Here is a 24,758-nt window from a genome sequence, read left to right as displayed (position 1 = left end):
ATATTCGTTTTCTCTATTAGTTTTGACATTGACCAGGTGTGATTTATGGCTGCTGAAGAACATGCCCTTACTTCGACCGAGTACATTCAGCATCACTTGACTAACATGACCTATGGCAAAATGCCAGATGGTACTTGGAAGTTAGCTGAGACTGCTAAAGAAGCTCAAGAGATGGGGTTCACTGCTATTCACTTGGATTCAATGGGTTGGTCTATCGGCCTTGGTATTGTTTTCTGTTTGTTGTTCTGGGTTGTAGCGAAAGCTGCAAACTCTGGTGTTCCGACCAAGTTCCAGTCTGCAATCGAAATGATTATCGAGTTCGTTGACTCAAGTGTCCGTGACACTTTCCATGGCAAATCGCGCTTAATCGCGCCGTTAGCGTTGACCATCTTCGTGTGGATTTTCCTCATGAACTTGATGGACTTGATCCCTGTTGACTGGATTCCTTATACAGCTCAATTGATCGGTGCTAACGTGTTTGGTATGGATCCTCACCACGTTTACTTCAAAATCGTTCCATCTACTGATCCTAACATTACCCTTGGTATGGCATTGTCAGTATTTGCGTTAACTATTTTCTATAGTATCCGTGAGAAAGGTCTTGTCGGATTCGGTGCAGAATTTGCACTTAACCCATTTAACCCAAGTAACCCAGTTTTAAAAGCATTACTTATTCCAGTAAACATTATTCTTGAATTAGTAACTTTTATTGCACGTCCAATCTCATTGGCTCTACGACTGTTCGGTAACATGTATGCGGGTGAGTTGATCTTCATCTTGATCGCATTATTGCCGTTCTGGATCCAGTGGGCGTTGTCTGTGCCTTGGGCGATCTTCCATATTCTTGTTATTACGTTACAAGCATTCATTTTCATGATGTTGACTATCGTATATATGAGTATGGCTAGCGAAAAGCATTAATGGTATTGCTCAACTGTCAAAGGGTGGTTGGGCACACAATTTTTTAACTTAATTTGGTATAAACCTAACCTCTGAGGAATTATCATGGAACTCACTTTAGGTCTAGTTGCAATTGCATCTGCTATCTTGATCGCTTTTGGTGCTTTAGGTACTGCGATTGGTTTTGGTCTTCTAGGCGGCCGTTTCTTAGAAGCTGTTGCTCGTCAACCAGAATTGGCTCCACAACTTCAAACTCGTATGTTCTTAATCGCGGGTCTTCTTGATGCTGTGCCTATGATCGGTGTTGGTATTGGCTTGTTCTTCATCTTCGCTAATCCATTTGTAGGTTAATCAGCTTAATTCCTAAATTAAACTATTGAGGAATAGCAATGAATATCAACCTCACATTGATTGGCCAAGCGATTGCTTTTGCGATTTTTGTCGCATTCTGCATGAAATTTGTTTGGCCACCACTAATCAATGCGATTAGTGAGCGTCAGCGTAAAATCGCTGATGGCTTAAACGCTGCTGAAAAAGCGAAAGCTGACCTTGCGGATGCGCAAGCACAAGTGAAAGCTGAATTAGATGCGGCTAAAGCACAAGCGGCTCAATTGATCGAACAAGCGAACCGTCGTGGTGCGCAATTGGTAGAAGAAGCGCGTACTCAAGCTGCGGCTGAAGGTGAGCGTATTCGTCAACAAGCTAAAGAAGCTGTTGATACTGAAATCAATGCTGCTCGCGAAGAATTACGTCAACAAGTTGCTGCTCTTGCAGTTACTGGCGCAGAAAAAATTCTGAACCAGCAAGTTGACGCAGAAGCTCACAATGCCATGCTGACTCAGCTGGCTGCTAAACTTTAAGAGAGGCGGATTATGGCTGAACTCTTGACGTTGGCACGCCCATACGCTAAAGCAGCATTTGCTTACGCTTCTGAGCAAAATGCAACTGACGCTTGGTCAAATGCATTAAACTTGCTAAGTGCTGCGGTGCAAGACGAAGCATTTTCAGCTTATCTAAATCGCCCTGAGCTTACTCCTGCTGAGCAGGTAAGTGTTTTCGCAAAAGTTTTAGGTGAAGACCAGACTGCAGCAGTGTCAAACTTTTTGACATTGCTTGCTGATAATGACCGTCTGGCACTTCTTCCTGAAATTTCAGAAGAATACGAACAGCTCAAATCACAGAATAACAATACTGTGGATGTAGTGATTGAATCTGCATTCCCATTGACTTCTGTACAAGAACAGTTACTTGCGCATGCATTAGAGAAAAAATTCGAAGCTGCCGTAAATGTTTCAGTAGAAGTTAACCCAGCGTTAATCGCAGGTGTAGTTATTCGTGCAGGCGACCAAGTGATAGATGATTCTGCGCTTAACAAGCTTGAAAAAATGCGGACTCGTCTTCTTGCTTAACAGCTTGAAGACTGAACTTTAAAAAGATTGAGGTATAGCGCAATGCAACAACTGAATCCATCCGAGATCAGTGCGCTCATTAAACAGCGTATCGGCGATCTGGACACCAGCGCGACCGCTAAGAACGAAGGGACCATTGTTATGGTTTCCGACGGTATTGTGCGCATTCACGGCCTTGCTGATGCAATGTACGGTGAAATGATCGAATTCGACGGCGGCTTATTTGGTATGGCACTGAACCTAGAACAGGATTCAGTGGGTGCCGTTGTCTTAGGTAACTACTTAAGCCTTCAAGAAGGTCAAAAAGCTCGTTGCACAGGTCGTGTATTAGAAGTTCCGGTTGGTCCAGAACTTTTAGGCCGTGTAGTAGATGCTTTGGGTAACCCAATTGATGGTAAAGGCCCTATTGACGCAAAACTTACTGATGCTGTTGAAAAAGTAGCACCAGGCGTAATTTGGCGTCAATCAGTGGATCAACCTGTACAAACTGGTTATAAATCAGTAGATACAATGATCCCTGTTGGTCGTGGTCAACGTGAGTTGATCATCGGTGACCGTCAAACTGGTAAAACAGCTATGGCGATCGATGCGATCATCGCTCAGAAAAACTCTGGCATTAAATGTATCTACGTAGCAATTGGTCAAAAACAATCGACTATCGCTAACGTTGTGCGCAAGCTAGAAGAAACTGGCGCTATGGCGTACACAACTGTTGTAGCAGCTGCTGCAGCTGATCCTGCAGCGATGCAGTATCTTGCTCCGTATGCTGGTTGTACAATGGGTGAGTACTTCCGTGACCGCGGTGAAGACGCGCTTATCATTTATGATGACTTGTCTAAACAAGCTGTTGCTTACCGTCAAATTTCATTGCTTCTACGTCGTCCACCAGGTCGTGAAGCATATCCTGGTGACGTATTCTATCTACACTCACGTTTACTTGAACGTGCTTCACGTGTATCTGCTGACTACGTTGAGAAATTCACTAACGGTGAAGTTAAAGGCCAAACTGGTTCATTAACTGCATTACCGATTATTGAAACTCAAGCCGGTGACGTATCTGCATTCGTACCTACAAACGTAATTTCGATTACTGACGGTCAGATCTTCTTAGAAACATCATTATTCAACGCAGGTATTCGTCCTGCTGTGAACGCGGGTATCTCTGTATCACGTGTTGGTGGTTCTGCTCAGACTAAGATCATCAAAAAATTGTCAGGTGGTATCCGTACCGCTCTTGCGCAATACCGTGAATTAGCTGCGTTTGCTCAGTTCGCTTCTGACCTTGACGAAGCAACTCGTAAACAGCTTGAACATGGTCAACGTGTAACTGAGCTTATGAAGCAAAAACAATATGCTCCGTACTCAATTGCTGACCAAGCTGTTTCAATTTATGCATCTAACGAAGGCTATATGGCTGACGTAGAAGTGAAGAAAATCGTTGCATTTGATGCTGCGTTGATCTCTTACTTCCGTTCAGAACATGCTGCGTTAATGCAAAAAATTGACGAGACTGGTGCTTACGATAAAGAAATCGAAGCAGCAATCAAAGCAGGTATTGAAAGCTTTAAAGCGACTCAAACTTACTAAGATTCAACGATGTTGAATCTGGTTCTGGTTTGGTTCACGGATCAACCTTCGAAAGCTCGAAAGGGCTTTCGAATACTAGGTTAAGCGTATGGCAAATTTAAAAGAAATTCGCGCCAAAGTAGCTAGTATCAAAAGCACGCAGAAAATTACTCGCGCGATGCAGATGGTAGCAGCTTCTAAGATGCGTCGTGCGCAAGAGCGCATGGCTCAAGGCCGTCCGTATGCCGAAAATATGCACCGTGTAATTGCTCATTTGGTACAAGCGAACCCTGAATACAAACACCGTTATATGGTTGAACGTCCTGTAAAGCGCGTTGGCTATATCATTGTTTCTTCAGATCGCGGCCTTGCTGGTGGTTTGAACATTAACTTGTTCAAAAAAGTGGTCAAACACGTACAACAGCAACAAGAGCAGTCAATTGAAGTTCAATTTGCTTTAATTGGTCAAAAAGCGGTTTCGTTTTTTAAAAACTACGGCGGTAAAGTTCTTGGTGCAACTACAAACGTAGGTGATGCTCCAAGTCTTGAACAGTTAACTGGTTCTGTACAGGTGATGTTAGACGCGTTTGATAAAGGCGAGTTAGATCGTATTTATCTAGTGTCAAACGGCTTTGTCAACGCCATGACTCAAAACCAAAAAATCGAACAGCTTGTTCCTTTAGCAGCTGCTGAGGAAAGCGAAGGCCTAAATCGTCAATACGGTTGGGACTATATCTATGAACCAGAAGCTGAAGAGCTTCTAAATGGTTTATTGGTTCGTTACATTGAGTCTATGGTTTATCAAGGTGTGATTGAAAACATCGCATGTGAACAGTCTGCTCGTATGGTTGCAATGAAAGCTGCAACTGATAACGCGGGTGAATTGATCAAGAGCCTACAACTTATTTATAACAAGCTGCGTCAAGCCGCGATTACTCAGGAAATCTCTGAGATCGTTGGTGGTGCCGCTGCCGTTTAACATTATTAGTTTGAATTGAGGAGACAGCAATGAGTAGCGGTCGTATCATTCAGATCATCGGCGCGGTTATCGACGTCGAGTTTGAACGTAACAGCGTTCCTAAGATCTATGACGCTCTCCATGTTGATGGTACTGAAACTACATTAGAAGTTCAGCAGCAACTTGGTGATGGCGTAGTTCGTACTATTGCAATGGGTTCTACTGAAGGCCTTAAGCGTGGTCTTACTGTAACTAACACTGGCGCGCCTATCTCTGTACCTGTAGGTACTGCATGTTTAGGTCGTATCATGGACGTTCTTGGTCGCCCTATCGACGAAGCTGGTCCTGTTGGTACTGAAGCTCGTTTACCAATTCACCGTCAAGCGCCTTCTTATGCAGAACAAGCGGCTTCTACTGACCTTTTAGAAACTGGTATTAAAGTCATTGACTTACTTTGCCCGTTCGCTAAAGGTGGTAAAGTTGGTCTGTTCGGTGGTGCCGGTGTTGGTAAAACTGTAAACATGATGGAGTTGATCAACAACATCGCGAAAGCTCACTCAGGTTTATCTGTGTTTGCTGGTGTTGGTGAACGTACTCGTGAAGGTAATGACTTCTATCACGAAATGAAAGACTCAAACGTTCTAGACAAAGTAGCAATGGTCTACGGTCAGATGAATGAGCCACCAGGTAACCGTTTACGTGTAGCGTTGACTGGTTTGACTATGGCTGAGTACTTCCGTGACGAAAAAGACGAAAACGGTAAAGGCCGTGACGTTCTATTGTTCGTCGACAACATCTATCGTTATACACTAGCGGGTACTGAAGTATCAGCACTTCTAGGTCGTATGCCATCTGCAGTAGGTTACCAACCGACTCTTGCAGAAGAGATGGGTGTTCTTCAAGAACGTATTACGTCTACTAAGTCTGGTTCTATTACGTCAATCCAAGCGGTATACGTACCTGCCGATGACTTAACAGATCCATCGCCTGCGACTACCTTCGCTCACTTGGACGCGACTGTTGTATTGAGCCGTGACATCGCATCTTCTGGTATTTACCCAGCGATCGATCCACTTGACTCTACTTCACGTCAGTTAGATCCACTTGTAGTTGGTACTGAGCATTACGAAATCGCTCGTTCAGTTCAAAACGTTCTTCAACGTTACAAAGAATTGAAAGACATTATCGCAATTCTTGGTATGGACGAATTGGCAGAAGAAGACAAACTTACTGTATACCGTGCACGTAAGATCCAACGTTTCTTCTCTCAACCGTTCCACGTAGCTGAAGTGTTTACTGGTGCTCCTGGTAAACTTGTACCGCTTAAAGAAACAATTCGTGGCTTTAAAGGTCTTCTAGCTGGTGAATACGACCACATTCCAGAACAAGCGTTCTACATGGTTGGTGGTATTGACGAAGTTATTGCTAAAGCTGAGAAACTTTAATTAGTTCCCTAATTTAGGAGATTCTCATGGCGACTATGCAATGTGACGTTGTAAGTGTTAAAGAGTCTTTGTACTCTGGCGCTGTAACTATGCTAATTGCTAAAGGTGCTGGTGGTGAGTTAGGCATTATGCCTGGCCATGCGCCACTAGTAACTTTGCTCAAGCCGGGCGCAATCCGCGTTCTGCTTGAAAATGGTACAGAAGAATTAATCTATGTATCAGGTGGTGTACTTGAAGTTCAACCGCACGTTGTTACTGTACTTGCAGATACTGCAGTACGTGCTGACAACCTTGATGAAGCAGCAATTATTGAAGCTCGTAAACAAGCTGAACAGTTGTTAGCAAATCAAAAGAGCGACTTGGACTCAGCTGCTGCTTTGGCTGCTCTTGCAGAAACTGCTGCTCAGTTGGAAACCATCCGCAAAATCAAAAACCGCGCTCAATAAGACGCAGTTTGAGATTGAAAGAGCCACCCGAGAGGGTGGTTTTTTTATGGCTGAATAATAAATAAATTTGATTATATTTTGATTAATTGTTATTTTTCATATGCTTAAAAATATATCAATGGAATTAATGATGTCTAATAAAATCTTTTGTACATTACTATTATCTTTGGGATTTGTTGGGTGTGCATCCGTACCTAAAGCAGATCAAAATGCTTCAACAGCAGTAAAACAATTTAATGCCCCACAAGAAGGCAATGCAGGAATTTATGTGTATCGTTCAGCTTCTGTGAAAGGCGCTGCCTTAAAGAAAGATGTATGGGTAGATGGGGAATGTTTAGGTGAAACCTCTCGTGGAGTATTTTTTTATAAAGAAGTAATGGGTAATCAAAAACATACAATATCGACTGAATCAGAATTTTCACCTAACCATTTGGATATTGAAACTGAAGCAGGTAAACAATATTTTGTTCAGCAATTTATTAAAATGGGCGCATTTGTAGGTGGGGCAAATTTAAAACTGGTTGATGAGCAAACAGGAAAAAAGGCCATTAGCGAATATGCATTTGCACAAGGCGGTAATTGCAGCAAAGCCACCATCGCATTGAAATAAAGGTTCATATGTAGATAAGAAGCTACTCGAAAGGGTAGTTTTTATCCCTAAATTAGTTGAAATTGATCAATCTAAAGTTGAATATATTTTATTCAATACAATCTTTATGGTGATTAAATTCAATCAGCTAGCATTGCACCATGAACCTTATTGCCTATGAGCCGCATTTTTGGGAACTTTATCAAGACTTTGATCAATATTATTTGAGCATTGCGGTTGATCTAAGTTCTGTCGTGTCATGTTGGGATGTTGAACTCTCCCATGAAGAAGTCCAGCAATATGAACACCGTGGGCGCGTGAGTATTCAAGAACTGGCAAAATCGATGGTCGCTGCTGCCTATAAAGGTGATTTTGCTTCATTAGAAAGTCGTTTAGTGAAACCATATGAGCGTCAGGCCATGCAATCGGCTTTTAAAAAATGGCAAGATAGCCAAAAAGCAGGTTAATGCTCGTTATTCATACATGGGTAAAATTGAAAATTCGCCGTGACTGATAATTTTAATTGTAAAAATTTGATCAAAGCCTTCATCCTGTGATGGAACTTGAAGCTTGCGATAAGTCGCACGCACGCCAACTTCTGGAATATGGGCTTTGCCTTCACGAAAACTGTTACGCTTTAAGGTGCTGTCCAAATCGGTTTCAAAATAATAAGCAATGACTTCAAACCCTGCATCTACTGCGCGTTTTATATAGCGAGCACGAGCTTCCTGATCTGGGTTGGTATTGTCAATCACCATTTTGGTTTTGGATGCCAAACCTGCTTCAAAGATCATATTTTCCCGATGTCGGGTTTTCAACATATCCAAATTAATACGTAAATGGCTATGATATAAATTCAACATGTAAAAGGTTGATTTGCCAGAGGCTTGAACGCCTGTAAAAATAATCAGCTGCATAGTATTTGCAATGAAAGCACGGAATGAATAGTAGAGTATTAAATCAGCAACCCAGTTTTGCTACAATCTCTGCAAAATAAATAAGAACAAGTTGCAAAGGTCCGTATGCACAAATTTTTCACCAGTTTATCACTGTGTCTTTGTTATAGTTTGCTCGTTGCATGTCAAAGCCAATACGTCACGACACCCAATCTTCCCACTGAAGCTGCACTTGTCGCTGAATCGGTTGATAATGGCATCAGTACGGAGCTTAAAATCCCATATATGACCGCCTTTCGAAATCTGCGACAAGCCTATAATCACTGTGTTGCGTTTACCGCAAACAATCGCTACGTCTATACCGATAATCGTTTAGAAGAGCATTTGGAGCAGGGGACATTGATGGCACGAACTGAGCATGGGGCGTATTTGCATAAAATGTTGGTCGAAAGTTTAGATCCGCAGACGACACGTATTACCTTATTTTTACCGAAGCAATATAGCTTTGCCCAAGCACGTTTTAAACAAGATGTTCAGCGCGCACTTGGACAAGATAAAAACTGTAATACTTTTGAATTTGCTCAATCCAAGTAATTGAACTTTAAGATGCTTGTGAGTTTTCCTGCTCTGGGTGCTCTACACGTTTACCGCCTTCATAACTGGCAAATCGAGCCTGATCACGTTTGAAGACCGGTGCGGGTGTTGGCCAAGGCCAATCTCCAAAATGGGTTTCACGATAGCGTTTAAAAGCTGCATCGAGTTCTTCCGTGGTATTGAGCACAAATGGACCGCGCATCGCCACGGGTTCATTAATCGGTTCACCTTCTAACCACAGAATCCGTGCTTCTAATCCACCTGCTTTGAGATGGACGTTGGCATCTGATTGGAGTTCAACCAAATGCTTCATCTGAATGGTTTGACCTTCTATTTCTAATGTATTGCCTTGATAGAAATAAGCAAAACGGTTGGAGCTACTTGTTGTTGCGGGAATCACCAACTCTGCACCTGCTTGCATGGTGATTAAATAAATGTTGACCTTATTTTCTGCGGCAGCCGCCCATGAGTGTGGCGGTCGGGAAATAGCATCAGTGGATTTAAACTGCCCTGAAATCACGCGAATATCCGATTTTTTTCCTTCACTATCCGTTTCAAAGACGTGAGGAATCTCTTCACGCCAAAACATTTTATAGTCGGCATCATGGGTTTTCTGTTCAGCTGATGAATTAAACCAAATTTGGAAAAGTTCAAAAGGATTGGCTTTATCTTCATGCAGTAGGGGGAACATTTCACAGTGTTCAACGCCATTGCCTGTAGACAGCCATTGCACATCACCTGCAGCATAGCGTCCGCCATTGCCTAATGAGTCAAAGTGATCGACATAGCCTTGTTCAACAAAGGTAATGGTTTCAAAGCCAGTGTGTGGATGCTCTGGGAAACCTGGAACCACATCGCCATAGTACATATTGAATTCATCTTTCTCTGCGGCTGTTTTTGGCCCCATGTCTGCATTTGCAGCAGGAAAATGATCGATATGATGAGCTGTAAATAAGAAAGGATCTTTTAAATCTAAACGAAAGGTAATGGGTGTAATGTTATAAATCACAGCGTTTGACATAACTGTTCCATCATTGGCTTTATTATTAAGCATTAATCTAAAAGGAAAAACAGTCGTGTTCTATAGCGGAACTGTAAGAAAAAAAGCGTTAGCTCAAGGTCTAACGCTTTTTTGATTTACAACAGGTGGAATGCAATGGAAATACTAAATTTCGCTACTTATTCAGTTTTAGAGGGTGCATTAGATGAGCTTTTAGCTGCTTGGTCTTGGATCAACATACCTGCCAATTTCAGCATTTCCGCTTGAATATTTCCCATTTGATTTTGAATTTTCTGAAAATCAACTTTGCTTAAATCGACTTGTCCATTGAGAAAAGGTGAGGCCAATACTTGCTGATTCGCTGCCTGTAGATTGCTGCGAATATCATTAATCTCAGTGCTTTTTAGATTTAAATCATTCAAAGCTTGATTGAAACCTTTGAGCTGCTGTTGCAGCTGGGTTGCCGCTTTTTGCAATTGGAGATGATCTTGGTTGCTGACTGCGGTTTCTAAATCGACCTGCGTTTGTTTGAGTTGCTCAACATAAGTGCCGGCTTTAAGTTGCATATCCGCTACATCGCGAACGATATAAAACATATTGCCACTTTTTAATTGGCTTTGATCGGTCGCCTGACTTTGTGTCGCTGATTGATTTTCACTTGTTGGTGAAGTTGCAGGATGATCATTTTCTGCAGCGATTTCTTGTTCCTGTTGCGGTGCTGTAGCAGGTTCACAGCCAATCAGCACCAAAACACCACTAAAAATGGCAAAAGGGAGAAGAGCATTCTGCACGAGCTTTTTCATTTAATGATCACACTATAAATTAATTCTATACTTTAAATATAGGGGTAGAATGTGGATTAAAAATAGATTGTTGCAAAGCAATAACAAAATAATCGCTTGAGCAAAAAAAGAGGGCATTTGCCCTCTTTTGATATTTTATAATGTGTTAACCCGCAATGATTTTGATCATGGCGTGGCTGACAGCATTCATTAAAATGTAGTCACTATTCACTTTAATCCATTGTTGGTTTTGCCTGATTTAGACAATTTTTTATATTTATTGTGGTCACCTTTGTAGCGATGACAACGGTATTCAGAAGGTACTTTTTGTCCAGAACGCCAATCATGTGAAGGATTTACAGCTTTCTTCTTGTTCTGGCTTTGGTTTTTTACCCGTGTGTATTGTTTAGTGTGCTGTTGGGTTTTCGTCTTTTGAGGATTTTGCCGTGCATCTATTGTTAGCGCAGATACACGTGCTGTCAAAAAATACATAAAACGATAGCTTTCATTAATGTATTCATAAGTTCACCTGTTTACTGCTGGATATGAATTGATAAGACTCATCATAATGAGTATTTACAGGGAAACTTTGAACAATGTGTATGTGAAATATTAAAATAATGAATAAATTATTTAAATTGTCATCATATGATAATTAATAGCTATTATTGTGATAATTTAAAATGATCAATCTCAGTTAAAATCATAATAATCTTAACTGAGATATTGAGATATTGAGATATTGAGATATTGTCGAATTATTTGGCTAATTCAGCGTTAATGGCATCGACAATACGTGCATCATCTGCCTTGATGTCGGGTGCAAATCGAGCCACAACTTCGCCTTGTTTATTCACGAGGAATTTTTCAAAGTTCCAGAGCACTTCAGGCTTTGGATTTGGTGTTAAACCGTATTCAACTAAATCATCCCACCATGGGCCTTCACCAATGCGTTCAGGAATGGCTTGGGTTAAGGTTTGATAAAGTGGGTGTTTATCCGCGCCTGCCACAGAAATTTTTGCAAAAAGTGGGAAATCAACCTTGTAGTTGATTGAGCAAAATTCTTGAATTTCAGCTTCAGAACCAGGTTCTTGTTCTAAAAAGTTATTGGCAGGAAAGCCTAAGACTTCAAAGCCTTGCGACTTCTTCTCTGTATAGAGTTTTTCTAGGCCTTCATATTGCGGTGTTAGCCCACATTTAGAGGCTACATTGACCAATAATAAAACCTTGCCTTGGTATTGATTGAGTGTGGTGTCATCACCTTGGATGGTTTTTACTGGGATATCGTAAACTGAAGCTGACATATTCGTTCCTAATTAAAGTTGTGCCTTTCATCCTTGTTTTAAAGGGAAATCTGGTGAACAGCAAGCTTTTATCGATAGGCATTTCGCATAATTTTTGTAGTACTTTGCAGAATTCGAGCTGAGGCTTGCTTGAGTGCTTGGCATTTAACTAGTGGCACGGTGTTGGTTTGGGGTTTTTCCTGTATAGCGTTTAAAAAACTCAATAAAGCTTGAGCTGTGTTGATAGCCCAATTCATAGCTGAGAGCTTTAATAGACTGACCAGCACGGAGTTGTTGAATGGCATAAATAATTTTTGCACGGTTTCGCCATTCAGAAAGGCTCATTTGCAGTTCGTTCTGACTCAGCCGCAGTAACTGACGCCCACTCAAACCGACATTGGATAAGCATCGTTGTAGGCTCAAACTAAAATGATCTACATCTGCAAGCTGCGCCAAGATCGGCTTTAACACCGCATCATGGCTTTGCGGTAAATAATGTTGATGTTTGGGTGCAGTTTTTAACTGGTCGAATAAGACCTGTAGTAGGTGTCGATAGGGTGGTGTGGTATGTTGCTCTGTAGGAAAGGCCAAAATTTCTTGCACCAACAAACGAAAGAAAGGCTGGATGCTAAATACTTCCGTCTGCTTGGGAAAATCTATGCAGAGATCAGGCGCCAGTCGGATTGCCACATAATGAATGGGTTGTTCATCAATCGCGACTGAGCAATGTTCTGTCTGTGGGGGAATCCACACCCCATAACTGGCAGGTGAGAGATGATGTTGCCCTTGTATTTCATATTCGAAAATACCATCGAGACAAAAATTAAAATCACCCCAAAGACAACTGTGCGGATAGACAGCATCTAATGTGGTGTAGTGCGCTTCAAAAAGCTCGATCTGTTGTTCAATTGGTGCTGATGTCATATATGCCTAGGTGTCGATGTCTGAACTACAATATAAATGTCTGAAATCATGTATTTCAATTAAAACAGACATCACTCAAAATACCTAGACCAATCTTTGCACGATATATTGAGGAGTCAGACATGTTGCTTCAAGCGCGTTGGGCGAAATTTGCAATTTGTTTGCCTCTGATCGCGGTATTTATATGGTCGTTAAATATTACCGTCACCCGCTATGTGACGGATTATATTTCACCAGTCAGTATCAGTTTTTATCGATGGTTTATTGCATTTTTGATCCTGACCCCCTTTATGCTCAAAACCGTTTGGCAGCAAAGACAGCTTATCGGGCAGCATTGGCAGCAATTGGCTGTGCTGAGTGCTTTTGGCATGGTGTTATATCAAGGCTTGGGCTATACCGCTGCGCATTATACGACGGCGACCAATATGGGCATCATCAATGCCTTTATCCCTGTTTTTACGATTGCCGTTGCATTTTTCATACTGAAAGATGTGCCTAATCGCTATGCCATCTTGGGCTGTGCGATTTCATTTACGGGGCTATTGTTTGTCATCGCGCAAGGAGATTTCAGTCAATTACTCAATATGGGCGGACATTTCGGCGATATCCTCATGATCTTCGCAGTGTTCTTTTATGCCTTTTATGGGGTGTTTTTAAAAAAATGGCAATTGAAACTTCCGCTACTGTTGAGCTTATATGTACAAATTTTCTTTGCCGTTTTATATCACTTGCCATTCGTGTTGTATTTAGGCATAGACGCGATTAATCCTGCCAATGCACCTAGTGTATTTTATGCGGCAATTTTTCCATCACTGATTGCACCATTGGTATGGATGTTGGCTGTGCAACATCTCGGCCCGAATCGCACCAGTATTTTTATGAATTTGATGCCGGTATTTACCGCGATTATTGCCTATTTCTGGTTGGCTGAGCAGTGGATGATTTATCATACCGTCGGCACAGTGATGGCGATTACTGGGGTGATCTTGGCGCAGCGTAAGTAAATCTAGTAAAAAGTTGAAAATTTATGAGAATTGTTGATTAAAAAATAGGCAAACAAACTTATTTTTTATAGAGCAAATCTTTTGAAAATGGATTTTTGAGTGTAAAACTGAATTAAAAAAACAAATTCTCGTCTTAAAAATCAATCAAAAATAGATACATATTTTGACTAAGTAGTTATAAAATCAGAAATAAAGTACTTATCAGTAGTTTTATTTATATAAAAAATATATTTGTTAAATTTAAAAAAATATTACATAATACTTTCATCGTAAATGATGAAGTAATTCTTAATAATTACTTGATATTTACCCAGAGATTGCAAGACCCTCTGGATGTGATTTTATACACATCCTTTTTTATGCTCAGCCATCCCTATATGGCTGAGCTTTTTTTTGTTTGTATTTTCTAAAAGGCAGGTATAGACAGGCATCCGAGCTTATGCACGGATGATGTCACCTGTTTCAGCATCAATAATTTTGCTTGGTTCTTGGCTTAGGCCGAGATCACCATTTAAGTAATTTAGTTCATTGGCAAAATACTGATTGGCTTCTTGTAAGGAACGTGCAGGGGTTAATCCCGCAGGATTGGCGCTGGTAGACACAATAAAGCCATTAAAAGCTTGGCATAAAGCCACACATAAAGAGTGGGTAGTCACACGGACTGCGACTTTTGGATGATTGCCTTTAATCCATGTTGGGATATGGTCGCCAGCCGGTAATAACCATGTGGTTGCACGTTCATTGGGTTTACGGTTGGTCCATGTCGCAATGACTTGCTGACGCATATCTTCTGTTAATCCTTGGAGCAGGTGTTCAACTTGAGCGACATTGGCAGCCAATAAAATCACCCCTTTTTCAATGGGACGTTGTTTTAAGCGCAAAATTTCGAGAAAGGCTTGCTCATTGTAGGGATCACAGCCCAATCCCCAAACAGCCTCTGTAGGATATGCGAGAACCTGACCTTTTTTAAGACAGGAAGCTGCTTCTGCAACAGAGGTGGTAATCATTTCTATAGACCTTATCTGATTCGACAAAGGACTATTGTGAACCTAATTTACCCATTCGACAACGTAAGTAGTGTCCGGCTTGTTGTGTGGCATAGCCGATTAACTCTAATTCCATCAGTTGACTGGTCAATGTCGCGGTATCAATTTTGAGTTGAATGGACAATTGATCAAGGCTTTGGCCGACCCAATCAAGCTGCCGATACAGCGCAATTAAATGTTCTGGTATAGGTTCGGGTGGAGGGGTGTCTGGTGTTGCTGTTTTGGGTGTCTCTATTTCGGTGGTTGTTAAGGTTTCGGCAGCCTGCGATTGCCATTGTGTAGCCAATGCCAAGTCTTCAATGACCTGTTGTGGATGATCAATCAAAATTGCACCTTCTCGGATGAGTTGATGGCAACCTTGATGCGACTCACTATAAATATGGCCTGGAATGGCAAAAATAGATTTGCCTTGTTCGGCAGCACGTTGAGCTGTGATCAGTGAGCCACTTTTTAATGCCGCCTCCGCCACGATGACACCAAGACTGAGCCCACTCACGATACGATTTCGATGTGGAAAATGGTGTTGCAGTGGGGGAGTGTGTGGAAGAAACTCACTGATTACGGTTCCCCCATGTTGGATGATTTCTTGTCTTAAACTCTGATGTGCGGTCGGATAAGTTTGATCTAAACCTGTACCCATCACGGCAATGGTTCTGTGGTGTTGTATGGCAGCGCGATGTGCCGCTTCATCAATTCCTTGTGCTAAACCGCTATTAATATAGAACCCTTGCTCACTCAGATAATAAGCAAAATCATAGGCAATTTGTCGACCTTGGGGACTGGGTTTGCGGCTACCAACAATCGCAATTTGGGGTTGCATCAAGGCTTGGGCATTACCTTGCCCAAATAGAATCGGCGGCTTGTCGCTATAAGGTAAAAGTTGTTGTGGATAGTTTAGGTCTTCAGGAATCAGTACAAAGTCACTGTATTGTTCAATATCCTTGAGACATTTTTCAAAGCTAAGCTGTCCACTTGGGCTGTGAAATTCCTCAAAGCGCTTTAAATGATTTTTATGCAGTCCTAATTTTTGCCATGTGGTGATTTGATTAGGCTTAAGGGCGTAGTGTAGGGCAGGATAGTGCTGCTGAATTTTATAGAAACTACGAAGTGAGTGTTGTACCACAAACCACAGGCGAATGTAATCTAAATGCAAGTCAGTCAATGAGTTGAGCATAATGAGACCTTTGAATATGTCTTCTTTTTATGGGTTAAAATTATTAGTGGTATCGTTGTTGGATAATAAAAATGAGGCTGTATACAGCCTCATTTTTATGGATTTGGTCTTAGTCATCCATCAGTGGTGGCTGAATCGTTGCACCCACTTTGATTGGTAATTCGCTTTCAAGTACATAAGCATAGCTTAGGTTATCAAACGTTTTGAATACCATAATGTTACCAATACGTTGTCCTGGAAGTTGAACACGTTCTTTGGTTTTTGGATCAGTCACGATTTCACCTTTTTGGTTCACGCTAAAGACTTGACCAGATTGAACGCCTTGCAAGCTACCACGGTCGATCGTCACAACACTGTGAACCGCTGCAGTACCAATCGAGCCCATAACACGAACTACACTACCGCCAGCAGTGACATTTTCTGCATTGGTTGGATAGAACAGTGTTGGCAGCATTGGGTCATATTCAGGAAGAACACGATCGCCACGACGAACTTCAGCATTATAAGTATCGGTTAGTTCTAAAGTGGTAATGTCATTTTCACCACGAACGGCAACACCTGAAGCGACTTGAGTCAGTTCTAAACCTGCGTTGTATTTTTTGCCGTTTGCATCGGTAAAGATGTACGGTTCGCCTTCACGGTAAACAGCATAACGTTGACCGACTTGCATACCTTGGCCGCGTGCATAAACTGTTTGGCCTTTGGCAGCTAATACGCGTTGATCAGCTGTACCTAAAATGTAAGGTGTGCCTTCAACAGAATCAGCGGCAACAATCATGCTGCGCTCAAGCCATTGCTTAATATATTCTAATGGGATAACCGGAATCGCACTGTTGAGGGATTCAACACGAACTTGTGGTTGAAGTTTAGTGCCACCTGTATAGCGACGAATGATACCTTCACAGCCATCACCTTCATCTTTACCGATGATTGGGCGGCCATTGTAGGTACACATTAATAGGCGGTCACCTGGGAAAATCCAGTGCGGATTTTTCACGTGTTTATTGCTCGCCCAGATTTCAGGCCAGCGCACGGGATTTTTTAAGAAACGCTTGGAAATATCCCATAACGTATCGCCTTTTTTCACCACATAAACTTGAGGCGCACCTGCCTTCAATGATGGTGGATTGACGTTACGAGCAGGGGCAGCTTCTGCAACACTGACCATTCCCATCCCCACACTTACACAGACTGTAAGTGCCAAAAATTGTTTTTTAAACCCCAAGGCACTAAAAGTTGGCATGCCCTTCAAAACCTTTTTCATTATCATAATTCCTAAAATTATGTATGTAACTGCGTTATAATAACGATATTACACACAATTTTTTGATGAAGCATTCCTTCATTTTGTTTTTTGATCAATGGCATAAGTGAGGACGTCGTATGGCCTTATTACCTATTTTAAGTTTCCCCGATCCCCGTCTTCGTACCATTGCAAAACCAGTCGAAGAAGTTACTGATGAAATTCGTCAGTTAGCAGCCGACATGTTTGAAACTATGTATGAAGCACCAGGAATTGGCCTGGCAGCAACACAGGTAGATCACCATATTCAGCTGATAGTCATGGATTTATCTGAAGAAAAAGATCAACCCATGGTGTTTATTAACCCCAAAATTACGCCATTGACGCAAGAGACGCAGCCCTATGAAGAAGGCTGTTTATCAGTGCCTCAAATATACGATAAAGTTGAGCGCCCGTCACGTGTAAAAATTGAGGCAATTAACCTTGAAGGTCAATCATTTGAAGTGGAAGCAGACGGACTTCTCGCAGTTTGTATTCAACATGAAATGGATCACTTAAATGGTAAGTTATTCGTCGACTATCTATCGCCTTTGAAACGTCAACGTGCACGTGACAAAGTGGAAAAATTGGTTCGCCAACGCCAAAAAGATAAGGTCGCAGTTAAACGTTAATTGATCGCGGTTAAAAAATACCTGAGACAAGCCCAATTTTGATTGGGCTTTGTTATACTTGGGGCAGACAAATGTTAGGGTTTGCCTGTATTGTTTCGTAGTGGAGTGCTGCTGTCCTTTGCAGCCGTTTTTTTGCAGATTGCTGTTTTTTTACAGCCATTGTTGCCCAAGCAATATCAAGTTGCTCCGGTCTGCGAAACCATTACGCGTGCACTTTTACTTCCCAATGTTCATGCTGAACATACCGCACATTCACACCATTCATCTTCCGCTCACGCTGAGCAAGTTCAAGTCGATCATACTGCCCATGAACATGATGCCAGTCATCAATGTCAGTATTGTACGGTCTACGGCAATTTGGTTTTGCCCCCTGAACTTGATGTAAAAGAAGTGCTTGATCGAATTCAAGTTCGTTTAATTGCTTTTCAAAAAGCTTTCAAGCATGTCTGGTTTGTTCTTCAACAACTCTTTTTACTTCCGCAAGGTCGAGCCCCGCCACTCGCTGCATAAATCCGACGTTTTTTTAACTTGGGTCTTTGAGGACTCAGGTACGCCTTTATTTATGTATTTTGTGAGATAAACATGGCTCAGCCTAAATTTTTTCTACAGCCTCTTGCGGCTGCAATTTGTGTTGCCTGCTATTCAACTACAGTGATGGCTGACGAGATGTCCGTAGAGATGACGGGAACCAATGCTGTACAAACTTTAGCACCGATTGTGGTGACATCACATCAGGGTAATGATGCCAATGGCCTGATTGTTCGTGCCAACCCCAAACAGCCGATTCAACCGATACCTGCCAGTGATGGGGCCGATTATTTAAAAAGCATTGTGGGTTTTAGTGCAGTGAAAAGTGGCGCAGGAACCAATGGCGATGTGACGTTTCGTGGCATGTTTGGTTCACGCATTAAAATATTGACCGATGGTACAGAAAATCTCGGGGCTTGTCCGAGTCGTATGGATGCACCATCTTCTTATATTTCACCTGAAAGCTATGATCGTATTTCAGTGATTAAAGGACCTCAAACGGTTCAATATGCCAATACAGGTTCTGCTGCAACAGTCTTATTTGAACGCAAACCTGAACAATTCGATGCTGATAAAAACTACCGTGGTCAAGTCAGTGTGATGATCGGCTCTTATGGTCGTTTAGATCATAATGTCGAAGCGGCCGTGGGGGATGAGCATAAATATGTCCGTTTAAATGCTAGCCGTTCTGTTGCAGACAGCTACCAAGATGGAGATGGTAATACTGTGCCGTCAGACTGGGAGCGTTGGAATACAGATTTGGCACTCGGTTGGACGCCAAACGAAGATACATGGGTAGAACTTACTGGAGGTAAAGCCGATGGTGAGGCGGTGTACGCGGGCCGAATGATGGATGGTTCACAATTTGCCCGCGAAAGCTTGGGGCTTCGAGTCGAGAAAAAGAATGTCACTGAGGTGGTTAAGAAAATTGAAGCACAAGTGAACTATAGCTTTAATGATCATGTCATGGATAACTATAGTTTACGTCCTGAACCAATGATGAAAATGGCGACTAATGTTGCTCGTAAAACATTAAACGCTCGTATGGCCGTAACCCATGAATGGGATAGTCTTCAATTTATTACGGGTATCGACAGCCAAAATAACCAACATAGTATTCGTAAAACAGATTCAAAAAATCATATTGTTTATCAAGACCAGCCACGTATGACAGACATGAAATATCAGTCTTATGGTGGTTTTGGTGAATTAACCTATCATTTTGATGATCAAAACAGTTTGGTTTCAGGTGTTCGGTTTGATCAAGTCGATGTGAAAGATGAACGACAAGATTCAATTGATCAAGGTTATAACCGTAAATTGGATAAAACCTTAACAAGTGGCTTTATCCGTTTTGAAAATACACATCCTGAACATGATGATGGTAAAACCTATATTGGTTTAGGCTATGTAGAACGTATGCCAGATTATTGGGAATTATTTAGCCCAAAATCAGGAAATGGTGATATCAATACATTCAATCATATTGATACGGAAAAAACGCTTCAGTTAGATATGGGCTATCAACATCAACATGGTGCTTTGAATTCTTGGGTGTCGGCTTATGCTGGTTTGGTGAATGATTATATTTTAACGAGTTATAAGCCTGGAACAGGAATGATGGGAGGTATGGAAGCGCATAGTCGAAATATCGATGCAACCATTGCAGGTGCAGAAGCTGGGATTGGCTATCAATTTACAGATGCGATCCAAGCAGATGTCAGCGCAATGTATGCGTGGGGGGAAAACACCACGGATAATACGCCATTACCACAAATCTCACCTTTAGAAGCACGGATCAACTTACGTTATATCCAAGATAATTATACTTTGGGAGCGTTTTGGCGTGTGGTTGATGGACAAAATCGTATCAGTGCGCACCAAGGCAATATCGTGGGCTATGACCTGAAAGAAAGTGCAGGTTTTGGCACACTGTCTTTAAATGGTACTTATCATATTAATGAGGGTGTAGATGTATCTGTGGGTGTGGATAATCTCTTGAATAAAACCTATACCGAACATCTAAATAAACTGGGTGATGCAGGGACAGGTTTAGCGACCGATCAACAGTTTAATAATATTGGTCGCAATTATTGGGCACGTATTTCGATGAAATTCTAAATCTTGATACTTGTCATCCAAAAAGCAGAGCGATCGCTCTGCTTTTTTTATTGGTGCATACTCGCCAGTTGTTTGGCCTTACTTTGATACAGTGCTAAACCGAGTTTTTGAATCGCACGGCCTTTTTGCTGTAATTTTTGATTTAAACTTGGGAGATGCTTAGCACCTGAATACAGGACAAGATTTCTAGCCAATAAATAATAAGCAAACCATGCGGCAGACTGGGGTTTGAGCCCTAATTTATGCATGCGTTTTTTGCCAATAAAAAATTGTGTCAGCTCCAGATGTTGTCGATAAGCCAGTTTTTGCTGAAGTGGTCGAAGGTATTTGTACTGTCGTTCAAAAGGTTCTTTAGATAAACTTGCCCCAAGCGCTACGCTACTTGCATCTGATTTTGGGTGGACAAATTGCATCCAATATAAAAGCTTCCAACCGTCAGATTCTTTTTCAATTAACCATTTTTCATCAATACCCATTAACCAACCCACATAACGCCAAAAATGTAAAAAGCTTTCAGTTTCTTGTTTTGATGGAAAAATTCCTAAAGCGCGAATGCCCAAAAGTACCACACTGCTAAAGGCAAGATTGGTCATCGCCAAGTCAAATTGATTGATCGGCACCCCCCACGTTGCAAAATCCCAGTCTTTGCCTTTTTGGAGTTGATGCCGTACCAAAGCATGAATAAAACGCACATAAATCGTCGATGTAAATCCCGCATGCAAACGTTCGAGTCCGCGTTCTTCAGTGATATCTACCCACCATTTAGTGGTTTCAGCCAGACGTGTACCGGCTTGTTTATTTAAAGCACCGGTCAGCATGAGTGGCTGATTGAAACCGGGGAAGAGATAACCCACCATGAGTGAAAGGTCGCGCAAAATAAAGCCATTGTTAATCCCGAGTCGATGGGTGAATTCAAGGGCTTGCTGTATTTTTTCTGGCTCTAACCAAGGCGGTGTTTGTTCAACATGCTTAAAAAAATGTTCGAGTTCAGGAATAGGAAAGGGAAGCTGCTCTACACCTTTAAATAAAGCGATTTCAAAATATTCACGATGCTGTTTAGGGTTCTGCATCATCCACGTGAGCACTTTTTCCATCTGTGGGTCACCACATTGCAAGGCTTTATTGAGGGCAAGATATTGAGCGTAATTTGGCTGTGCAGCCTGACCCGTCAAATGAGACAGTAGAAAACTCAGCAGATTAGATTGCTGCGTGGCCTGAAATGAAGTCAGTCGGGTATTGAAGTGAGTGGTCATGTTTTGATCTTCAATGTTATTGTTTCATGCCACACTAATATGAATATTTATTCGCATTCAATTCGCATAACACTATGGCATTGGAGAGCAAAAGAATGAGAAAAAGACCACAACAACAACGCGCGAAAATGATCGTGGAAAGCATTTTGCAAGCTGCGCAGTTGTGTATTGCAGAACAAGGTTTACTGGAGCTGACGACGCCCAAAATTGCGGAAAAATCTGGCGTGAGCGTTGGGTCAATTTATCAATATTTTGAAAATAAAGAACAAATCGTAGAAGAATTACTGCTCAGAAAATCAGAACAATTGGGGTTGGCACTAAAAAATATAGTCGTGGAGCAAGAGCAGCACAGTATTTATGAGGTGATCCCACTTTGTATTCAGTTTGGCTTTGATATGTTGAAAGCTGATCGTGGCTTCTTCATTGAGATCTTAAAACATTGGCATCAATACAGTCATTCAGATGCCTCTCAGGTTTTGGAAAAGCATTTTTTTGAAGTCGGGATGTATTTATTTAATCGCTACTATTCACATTGGAACTTTGAGACGCTGAAACATCGCTCTTTTGTGATCATTAACAGTACTTTATTTACCATGATGCGCTATGTGAGCAATAATAGTTTTTTAATTACAGAACAACAGCTTAAAGTGGAATTGTCGAAGATGATTTTGGCTTATCTAGATAGTGAATAACACTGAAAAAATAAATTTGTCTCTTAAATAATCTATTTAATTCTGATCCAAGATATGTGAAGATAGATTAATAATAAATCAATAACTTAAGATAATAAATCAGGAACATCATCATGGTTTCTTTGAGTTTGCAGCAACTGTCCAAATCTTTTGCGGGAAAACGTATATTTTCAAATTTAAATTTAGAGTTAAGCGAATTCGGAATTGTCGCTGTTGTTGCTGAGAATGGAGTAGGGAAGTCCACCTTACTTGCGATGATTGCTGGGATGTTGGATTTTGATGCAGGCAATATTTTGATAAATGATCAGCAATATGCCCCTCACAACAATGAATACAAGAAACTTGTGGCCTATGTGCCAGATAAAAGCCCTATTTATGATTTTTTACAAGGGCAGGAGTTTCTGAATTTAATGTGTGATATTCGAGGGATAGCGCATGAGCAGTATCAAATCTTCATTGAAAAATTTAAATTAGAAAACTATTTAGCCACGCCGTTTGCTGACATGTCTTTTGGTACAACCAAAAAGTTTTTATTGGTTGCAGCCTTAATGACTTCGGCACCTTTACTGATTTTAGATGAACCGAGCAATGGCTTAGATCAAAACGCCTTGGCTGAATTAACAAGCATACTTTTACAGCAGAGCCAATCAAAATTGATTCTATTGTCTTGCCATGCTCCTGTATTTAGAGACAGTCTTGCAGCAAAAATCATCGAGCTAGATCGGCTAAAGTCCAATGAGCAGGCCGCATGAATAAACAAAGACATGTTGGGCAGCGAACAATCATAAAAATGCTTTTGAAATACCGATGGACATTTTATGTCAAGACCACAGCAGACGCAGTTGCACGGCAAAAGCATTTACTTATTTTAATCACATTAATTCTCGGGCCAATGCTATTCGGACTGCTCTTATCTTTAGTGCAGCCCATTATTGATTTGGTTTATTGCAAATCATTAATCACGAATTTGTTTCTTTGGACTGGCTTTCTTGCCTTAAATGTATTTTGGTGTGCGATACAGCGTAAAGCTTTAAGTGGTGGAGAAGGGTATTGCTATCTAGAGCTATTGCCCATCACACTCAAAAGTCGCTTTGCAGTGGAAATCAAATTTTTAGGCAGTTTAAGCTTTTTGCTGATACTGCCATTTATTTTAGCGTTTCTATATGTTTGGGTAGAGTATGAATTCTTAGCTTCCATTGGCATCAGTGTATTGATGCTACTTTGGATCTTTAATTTATTAATCATACAAATGCTGTTTTTACAACAGAATCAATATTTCGGTTTAGTCTGTCTTTTGACATATTTGCCCATTTTGAGTCTAGCGATATTGGACGCTCAACTCGTTGCGGTGTTGTTATCTACTTTCATCTGTATAGCGGCAATAAAATTTTGGCTGCTCGGTAGGAAATCAAAACCAATTAAGCTGCAAGTACCTAGCGTATTTCTGATACAGAAATATAGCCCACTCTGGCTCAATCAAAATAAACTCATTATTCGTCAGGCATTTCATAAAAGATTTCTAACCCATCGTATTGTTAGTATCGGTATGTCCGTTACAGCGGTCGTGATTTTGTATTGGTTTGCCACACAGGCAGATACTTGGAACATCATGAGCCTTGATTTTACCGCTTCACAATTATTCCAATTGATGTGTGCCATCTATATTGCACTGAGTTTATTCAATCTAGGTGTGATAAAAATGGACTTAAAATCAAATTTTGAATCTGCAGAGCGATTCTGGATCATTCAGGGGTTTACACTTTGGCAGCTCAGGAAATACGAATACTGTGTTTTATTGATAATTGGCTTGTTGATGAGTGTACCAGTATTGCTGTGGCTACTGCTGACAGGTGGATTTGTAGATGTGCTATTGATGGCGACATTATTTGGTATCGGCATTCCATTTATTCAGTGGTTGTATAGAAAACCTGAAGAAGTGCACGGTGTTATGCCAATTTTAATGTTTATCTTATGGGTGCCTGTGGCATATTGCATGCTTTCTGTACGCTAAAAACACTTTTTTAAGTAAAAAAAACTGATTTAGTAGAATAAATAAACAAACGTAATGAAAAAATAAAAATAAATGGAAAAGGGTGTTGCAACGGTGCTGAAATGCTGTAGAATGCACATCCATCGGCGGTGATGAAGATTAAAACTTCTGATAAAACAATGACTTGGTTGAATTGATTAAGTTGGGTTTTATTTGATAAGTTTAAAAATAATTTGAATTACCA

The 24,758-nt window shown here is 41.1% G+C and carries 28 protein-coding genes; 18 read left to right on the top strand and 10 right to left on the bottom strand.

From position 1 onward, the window contains the following. Window positions 1-45: 45 nt before the first annotated feature. From atpB to FTV27_RS15610, 10 genes are all read left to right on the top strand, one after another. Window positions 46-921 (top strand): F0F1 ATP synthase subunit A, encoded by an 876-nt coding sequence (gene atpB, locus FTV27_RS15655; protein WP_078194024.1) that lies wholly within the window; start codon window positions 46-48, stop codon window positions 919-921. An 84-nt stretch (window positions 922-1,005) separates the two neighbouring features. Continuing rightward, the gene (gene atpE, locus FTV27_RS15650) at window positions 1,006-1,251 is read left to right on the top strand and encodes a F0F1 ATP synthase subunit C (protein ID WP_000424060.1); all 246 of its coding nucleotides are present in this window, start codon (window positions 1,006-1,008) and stop codon (window positions 1,249-1,251) included. Window positions 1,252-1,289: 38 nt separating this feature from the next. Continuing rightward, window positions 1,290-1,760, top strand: a complete 471-nt coding sequence (locus tag FTV27_RS15645) for a F0F1 ATP synthase subunit B (protein ID WP_078191477.1) — start codon at window positions 1,290-1,292, stop codon at window positions 1,758-1,760. A gap of 12 nt (window positions 1,761-1,772) precedes the next feature. Beyond that, on the top strand, window positions 1,773-2,309 hold the full coding sequence (locus FTV27_RS15640) for a F0F1 ATP synthase subunit delta (RefSeq protein WP_078191476.1): 537 nt from the start codon (window positions 1,773-1,775) through the stop codon (window positions 2,307-2,309). Between the two features lie 42 nt (window positions 2,310-2,351). Beyond that, window positions 2,352-3,896 (top strand): F0F1 ATP synthase subunit alpha, encoded by a 1,545-nt coding sequence (gene atpA / locus FTV27_RS15635; protein WP_078194023.1) that lies wholly within the window; start codon window positions 2,352-2,354, stop codon window positions 3,894-3,896. Between the two features lie 88 nt (window positions 3,897-3,984). Further along, window positions 3,985-4,854, top strand: a complete 870-nt coding sequence (atpG, locus tag FTV27_RS15630) for a F0F1 ATP synthase subunit gamma (RefSeq protein WP_078191474.1) — start codon at window positions 3,985-3,987, stop codon at window positions 4,852-4,854. Between the two features lie 29 nt (window positions 4,855-4,883). After that, window positions 4,884-6,278 (top strand): F0F1 ATP synthase subunit beta, encoded by a 1,395-nt coding sequence (gene atpD, locus FTV27_RS15625; protein WP_078191473.1) that lies wholly within the window; start codon window positions 4,884-4,886, stop codon window positions 6,276-6,278. A 26-nt stretch (window positions 6,279-6,304) separates the two neighbouring features. Then, window positions 6,305-6,724 carry a F0F1 ATP synthase subunit epsilon gene (locus tag FTV27_RS15620; protein WP_078194022.1) on the top strand — a complete coding sequence of 140 codons (420 nt, stop codon included), beginning with the start codon at window positions 6,305-6,307 and terminating at the stop codon, window positions 6,722-6,724. A 130-nt stretch (window positions 6,725-6,854) separates the two neighbouring features. Beyond that, window positions 6,855-7,334 carry a DUF2846 domain-containing protein gene (locus FTV27_RS15615; RefSeq protein WP_180079248.1) on the top strand — a complete coding sequence of 160 codons (480 nt, stop codon included), beginning with the start codon at window positions 6,855-6,857 and terminating at the stop codon, window positions 7,332-7,334. Between the two features lie 140 nt (window positions 7,335-7,474). Beyond that, window positions 7,475-7,780, top strand: a complete 306-nt coding sequence (locus FTV27_RS15610) for a hypothetical protein (protein ID WP_180079244.1) — start codon at window positions 7,475-7,477, stop codon at window positions 7,778-7,780. A gap of 6 nt (window positions 7,781-7,786) precedes the next feature. On the opposite strand, the gene FTV27_RS15605 is transcribed toward FTV27_RS15610, so the two are convergent. Beyond that, complete coding sequence (locus FTV27_RS15605) at window positions 7,787-8,230, bottom strand: ATP-binding protein (RefSeq protein WP_180079243.1); 444 nt, start codon at window positions 8,228-8,230, stop codon at window positions 7,787-7,789. A gap of 105 nt (window positions 8,231-8,335) precedes the next feature. Here FTV27_RS15605 and FTV27_RS15600 point away from each other — a divergent pair, with 105 nt between their 5' ends. Next, entirely contained in the window at window positions 8,336-8,803 is a 468-nt protein-coding gene (locus tag FTV27_RS15600; protein ID WP_180079242.1) for a hypothetical protein, read from the top strand. Window positions 8,804-8,810: 7 nt separating this feature from the next. On the opposite strand, the gene FTV27_RS15595 is transcribed toward FTV27_RS15600, so the two are convergent. The 5 genes from FTV27_RS15595 to FTV27_RS15575 form a co-directional block, all read right to left on the bottom strand. Further along, on the bottom strand, window positions 8,811-9,824 hold the full coding sequence (locus FTV27_RS15595; protein WP_180079241.1) for a pirin family protein: 1,014 nt from the start codon (window positions 9,822-9,824) through the stop codon (window positions 8,811-8,813). Window positions 9,825-9,982: 158 nt separating this feature from the next. Continuing rightward, window positions 9,983-10,606, bottom strand: a complete 624-nt coding sequence (locus FTV27_RS15590) for a hypothetical protein (RefSeq protein WP_180079240.1) — start codon at window positions 10,604-10,606, stop codon at window positions 9,983-9,985. A gap of 207 nt (window positions 10,607-10,813) precedes the next feature. Continuing rightward, a complete protein-coding gene (locus tag FTV27_RS15585; RefSeq protein WP_249749048.1) occupies window positions 10,814-11,077 on the bottom strand; it encodes a hypothetical protein in 264 nt (87 codons plus the stop codon). A gap of 266 nt (window positions 11,078-11,343) precedes the next feature. Beyond that, a complete protein-coding gene (locus tag FTV27_RS15580) occupies window positions 11,344-11,889 on the bottom strand; it encodes a glutathione peroxidase (RefSeq protein WP_111885877.1) in 546 nt (181 codons plus the stop codon). Window positions 11,890-12,033: 144 nt separating this feature from the next. Beyond that, entirely contained in the window at window positions 12,034-12,792 is a 759-nt protein-coding gene (locus tag FTV27_RS15575) for a helix-turn-helix transcriptional regulator (RefSeq protein ID WP_180079239.1), read from the bottom strand. Window positions 12,793-12,914: 122 nt separating this feature from the next. Between FTV27_RS15575 and FTV27_RS15570 the strand changes: the two genes are divergently transcribed. After that, a complete protein-coding gene (locus tag FTV27_RS15570) occupies window positions 12,915-13,796 on the top strand; it encodes a DMT family transporter (protein ID WP_180079238.1) in 882 nt (293 codons plus the stop codon). A 437-nt stretch (window positions 13,797-14,233) separates the two neighbouring features. Here the strand turns inward: FTV27_RS15570 and FTV27_RS15565 are convergent, their stop codons facing one another. The 3 genes from FTV27_RS15565 to FTV27_RS15555 all read right to left on the bottom strand — a co-directional run bounded on the left by FTV27_RS15565 (window position 14,234) and on the right by FTV27_RS15555 (window position 17,280). Further along, window positions 14,234-14,803, bottom strand: coding sequence for an L-threonylcarbamoyladenylate synthase (locus tag FTV27_RS15565; RefSeq protein ID WP_180079237.1), 570 nt, complete (start codon window positions 14,801-14,803; stop codon window positions 14,234-14,236). A 31-nt stretch (window positions 14,804-14,834) separates the two neighbouring features. Further along, a complete protein-coding gene (dprA, locus tag FTV27_RS15560; RefSeq protein ID WP_180079236.1) occupies window positions 14,835-16,016 on the bottom strand; it encodes a DNA-processing protein DprA in 1,182 nt (393 codons plus the stop codon). Between the two features lie 109 nt (window positions 16,017-16,125). After that, entirely contained in the window at window positions 16,126-17,280 is a 1,155-nt protein-coding gene (locus FTV27_RS15555; protein ID WP_180079235.1) for a LysM peptidoglycan-binding domain-containing protein, read from the bottom strand. Window positions 17,281-17,399: 119 nt separating this feature from the next. Between FTV27_RS15555 and def the strand changes: the two genes are divergently transcribed. The 3 genes from def to FTV27_RS15540 all read left to right on the top strand — a co-directional run bounded on the left by def (window position 17,400) and on the right by FTV27_RS15540 (window position 20,579). Further along, window positions 17,400-17,930: a peptide deformylase gene (def, locus tag FTV27_RS15550; protein WP_180079234.1), complete on the top strand. Its 531-nt coding sequence runs from the start codon at window positions 17,400-17,402 to the stop codon at window positions 17,928-17,930. Window positions 17,931-18,020: 90 nt separating this feature from the next. Next, window positions 18,021-18,440, top strand: coding sequence for a DUF2946 family protein (locus FTV27_RS15545; protein ID WP_180026133.1), 420 nt, complete (start codon window positions 18,021-18,023; stop codon window positions 18,438-18,440). 72 nt (window positions 18,441-18,512) lie between these two features. Then, window positions 18,513-20,579 (top strand): TonB-dependent copper receptor, encoded by a 2,067-nt coding sequence (locus tag FTV27_RS15540; protein WP_180079233.1) that lies wholly within the window; start codon window positions 18,513-18,515, stop codon window positions 20,577-20,579. A 47-nt stretch (window positions 20,580-20,626) separates the two neighbouring features. Here FTV27_RS15540 and FTV27_RS15535 read toward each other — a convergent pair whose 3' ends face one another. Beyond that, window positions 20,627-21,832 carry an oxygenase MpaB family protein gene (locus FTV27_RS15535; protein WP_180079232.1) on the bottom strand — a complete coding sequence of 402 codons (1,206 nt, stop codon included), beginning with the start codon at window positions 21,830-21,832 and terminating at the stop codon, window positions 20,627-20,629. A gap of 95 nt (window positions 21,833-21,927) precedes the next feature. Here FTV27_RS15535 and FTV27_RS15530 point away from each other — a divergent pair, with 95 nt between their 5' ends. From FTV27_RS15530 to FTV27_RS15520, 3 genes are all read left to right on the top strand, one after another. Continuing rightward, the gene (locus FTV27_RS15530; protein ID WP_078194008.1) at window positions 21,928-22,524 is read left to right on the top strand and encodes a TetR/AcrR family transcriptional regulator; all 597 of its coding nucleotides are present in this window, start codon (window positions 21,928-21,930) and stop codon (window positions 22,522-22,524) included. A 113-nt stretch (window positions 22,525-22,637) separates the two neighbouring features. Continuing rightward, on the top strand, window positions 22,638-23,276 hold the full coding sequence (locus tag FTV27_RS15525) for an ABC transporter ATP-binding protein (RefSeq protein WP_180079231.1): 639 nt from the start codon (window positions 22,638-22,640) through the stop codon (window positions 23,274-23,276). Further along, complete coding sequence (locus FTV27_RS15520) at window positions 23,273-24,535, top strand: hypothetical protein (protein WP_180079230.1); 1,263 nt, start codon at window positions 23,273-23,275, stop codon at window positions 24,533-24,535. Before FTV27_RS15525 ends, FTV27_RS15520 begins: the two co-directional genes overlap by 4 nt. Window positions 24,536-24,758: the final 223 nt, after the last annotated feature.

Origin of the sequence: Acinetobacter sp. YH12251, assembly GCF_013417465.1 — a bacterium.
GTDB classification, from domain to species: domain Bacteria; phylum Pseudomonadota; class Gammaproteobacteria; order Pseudomonadales; family Moraxellaceae; genus Acinetobacter; species Acinetobacter amyesii.
Note: the sequence above shows the minus strand (reverse complement) of the source record. Positions and strands in the feature narration are given on the sequence as shown.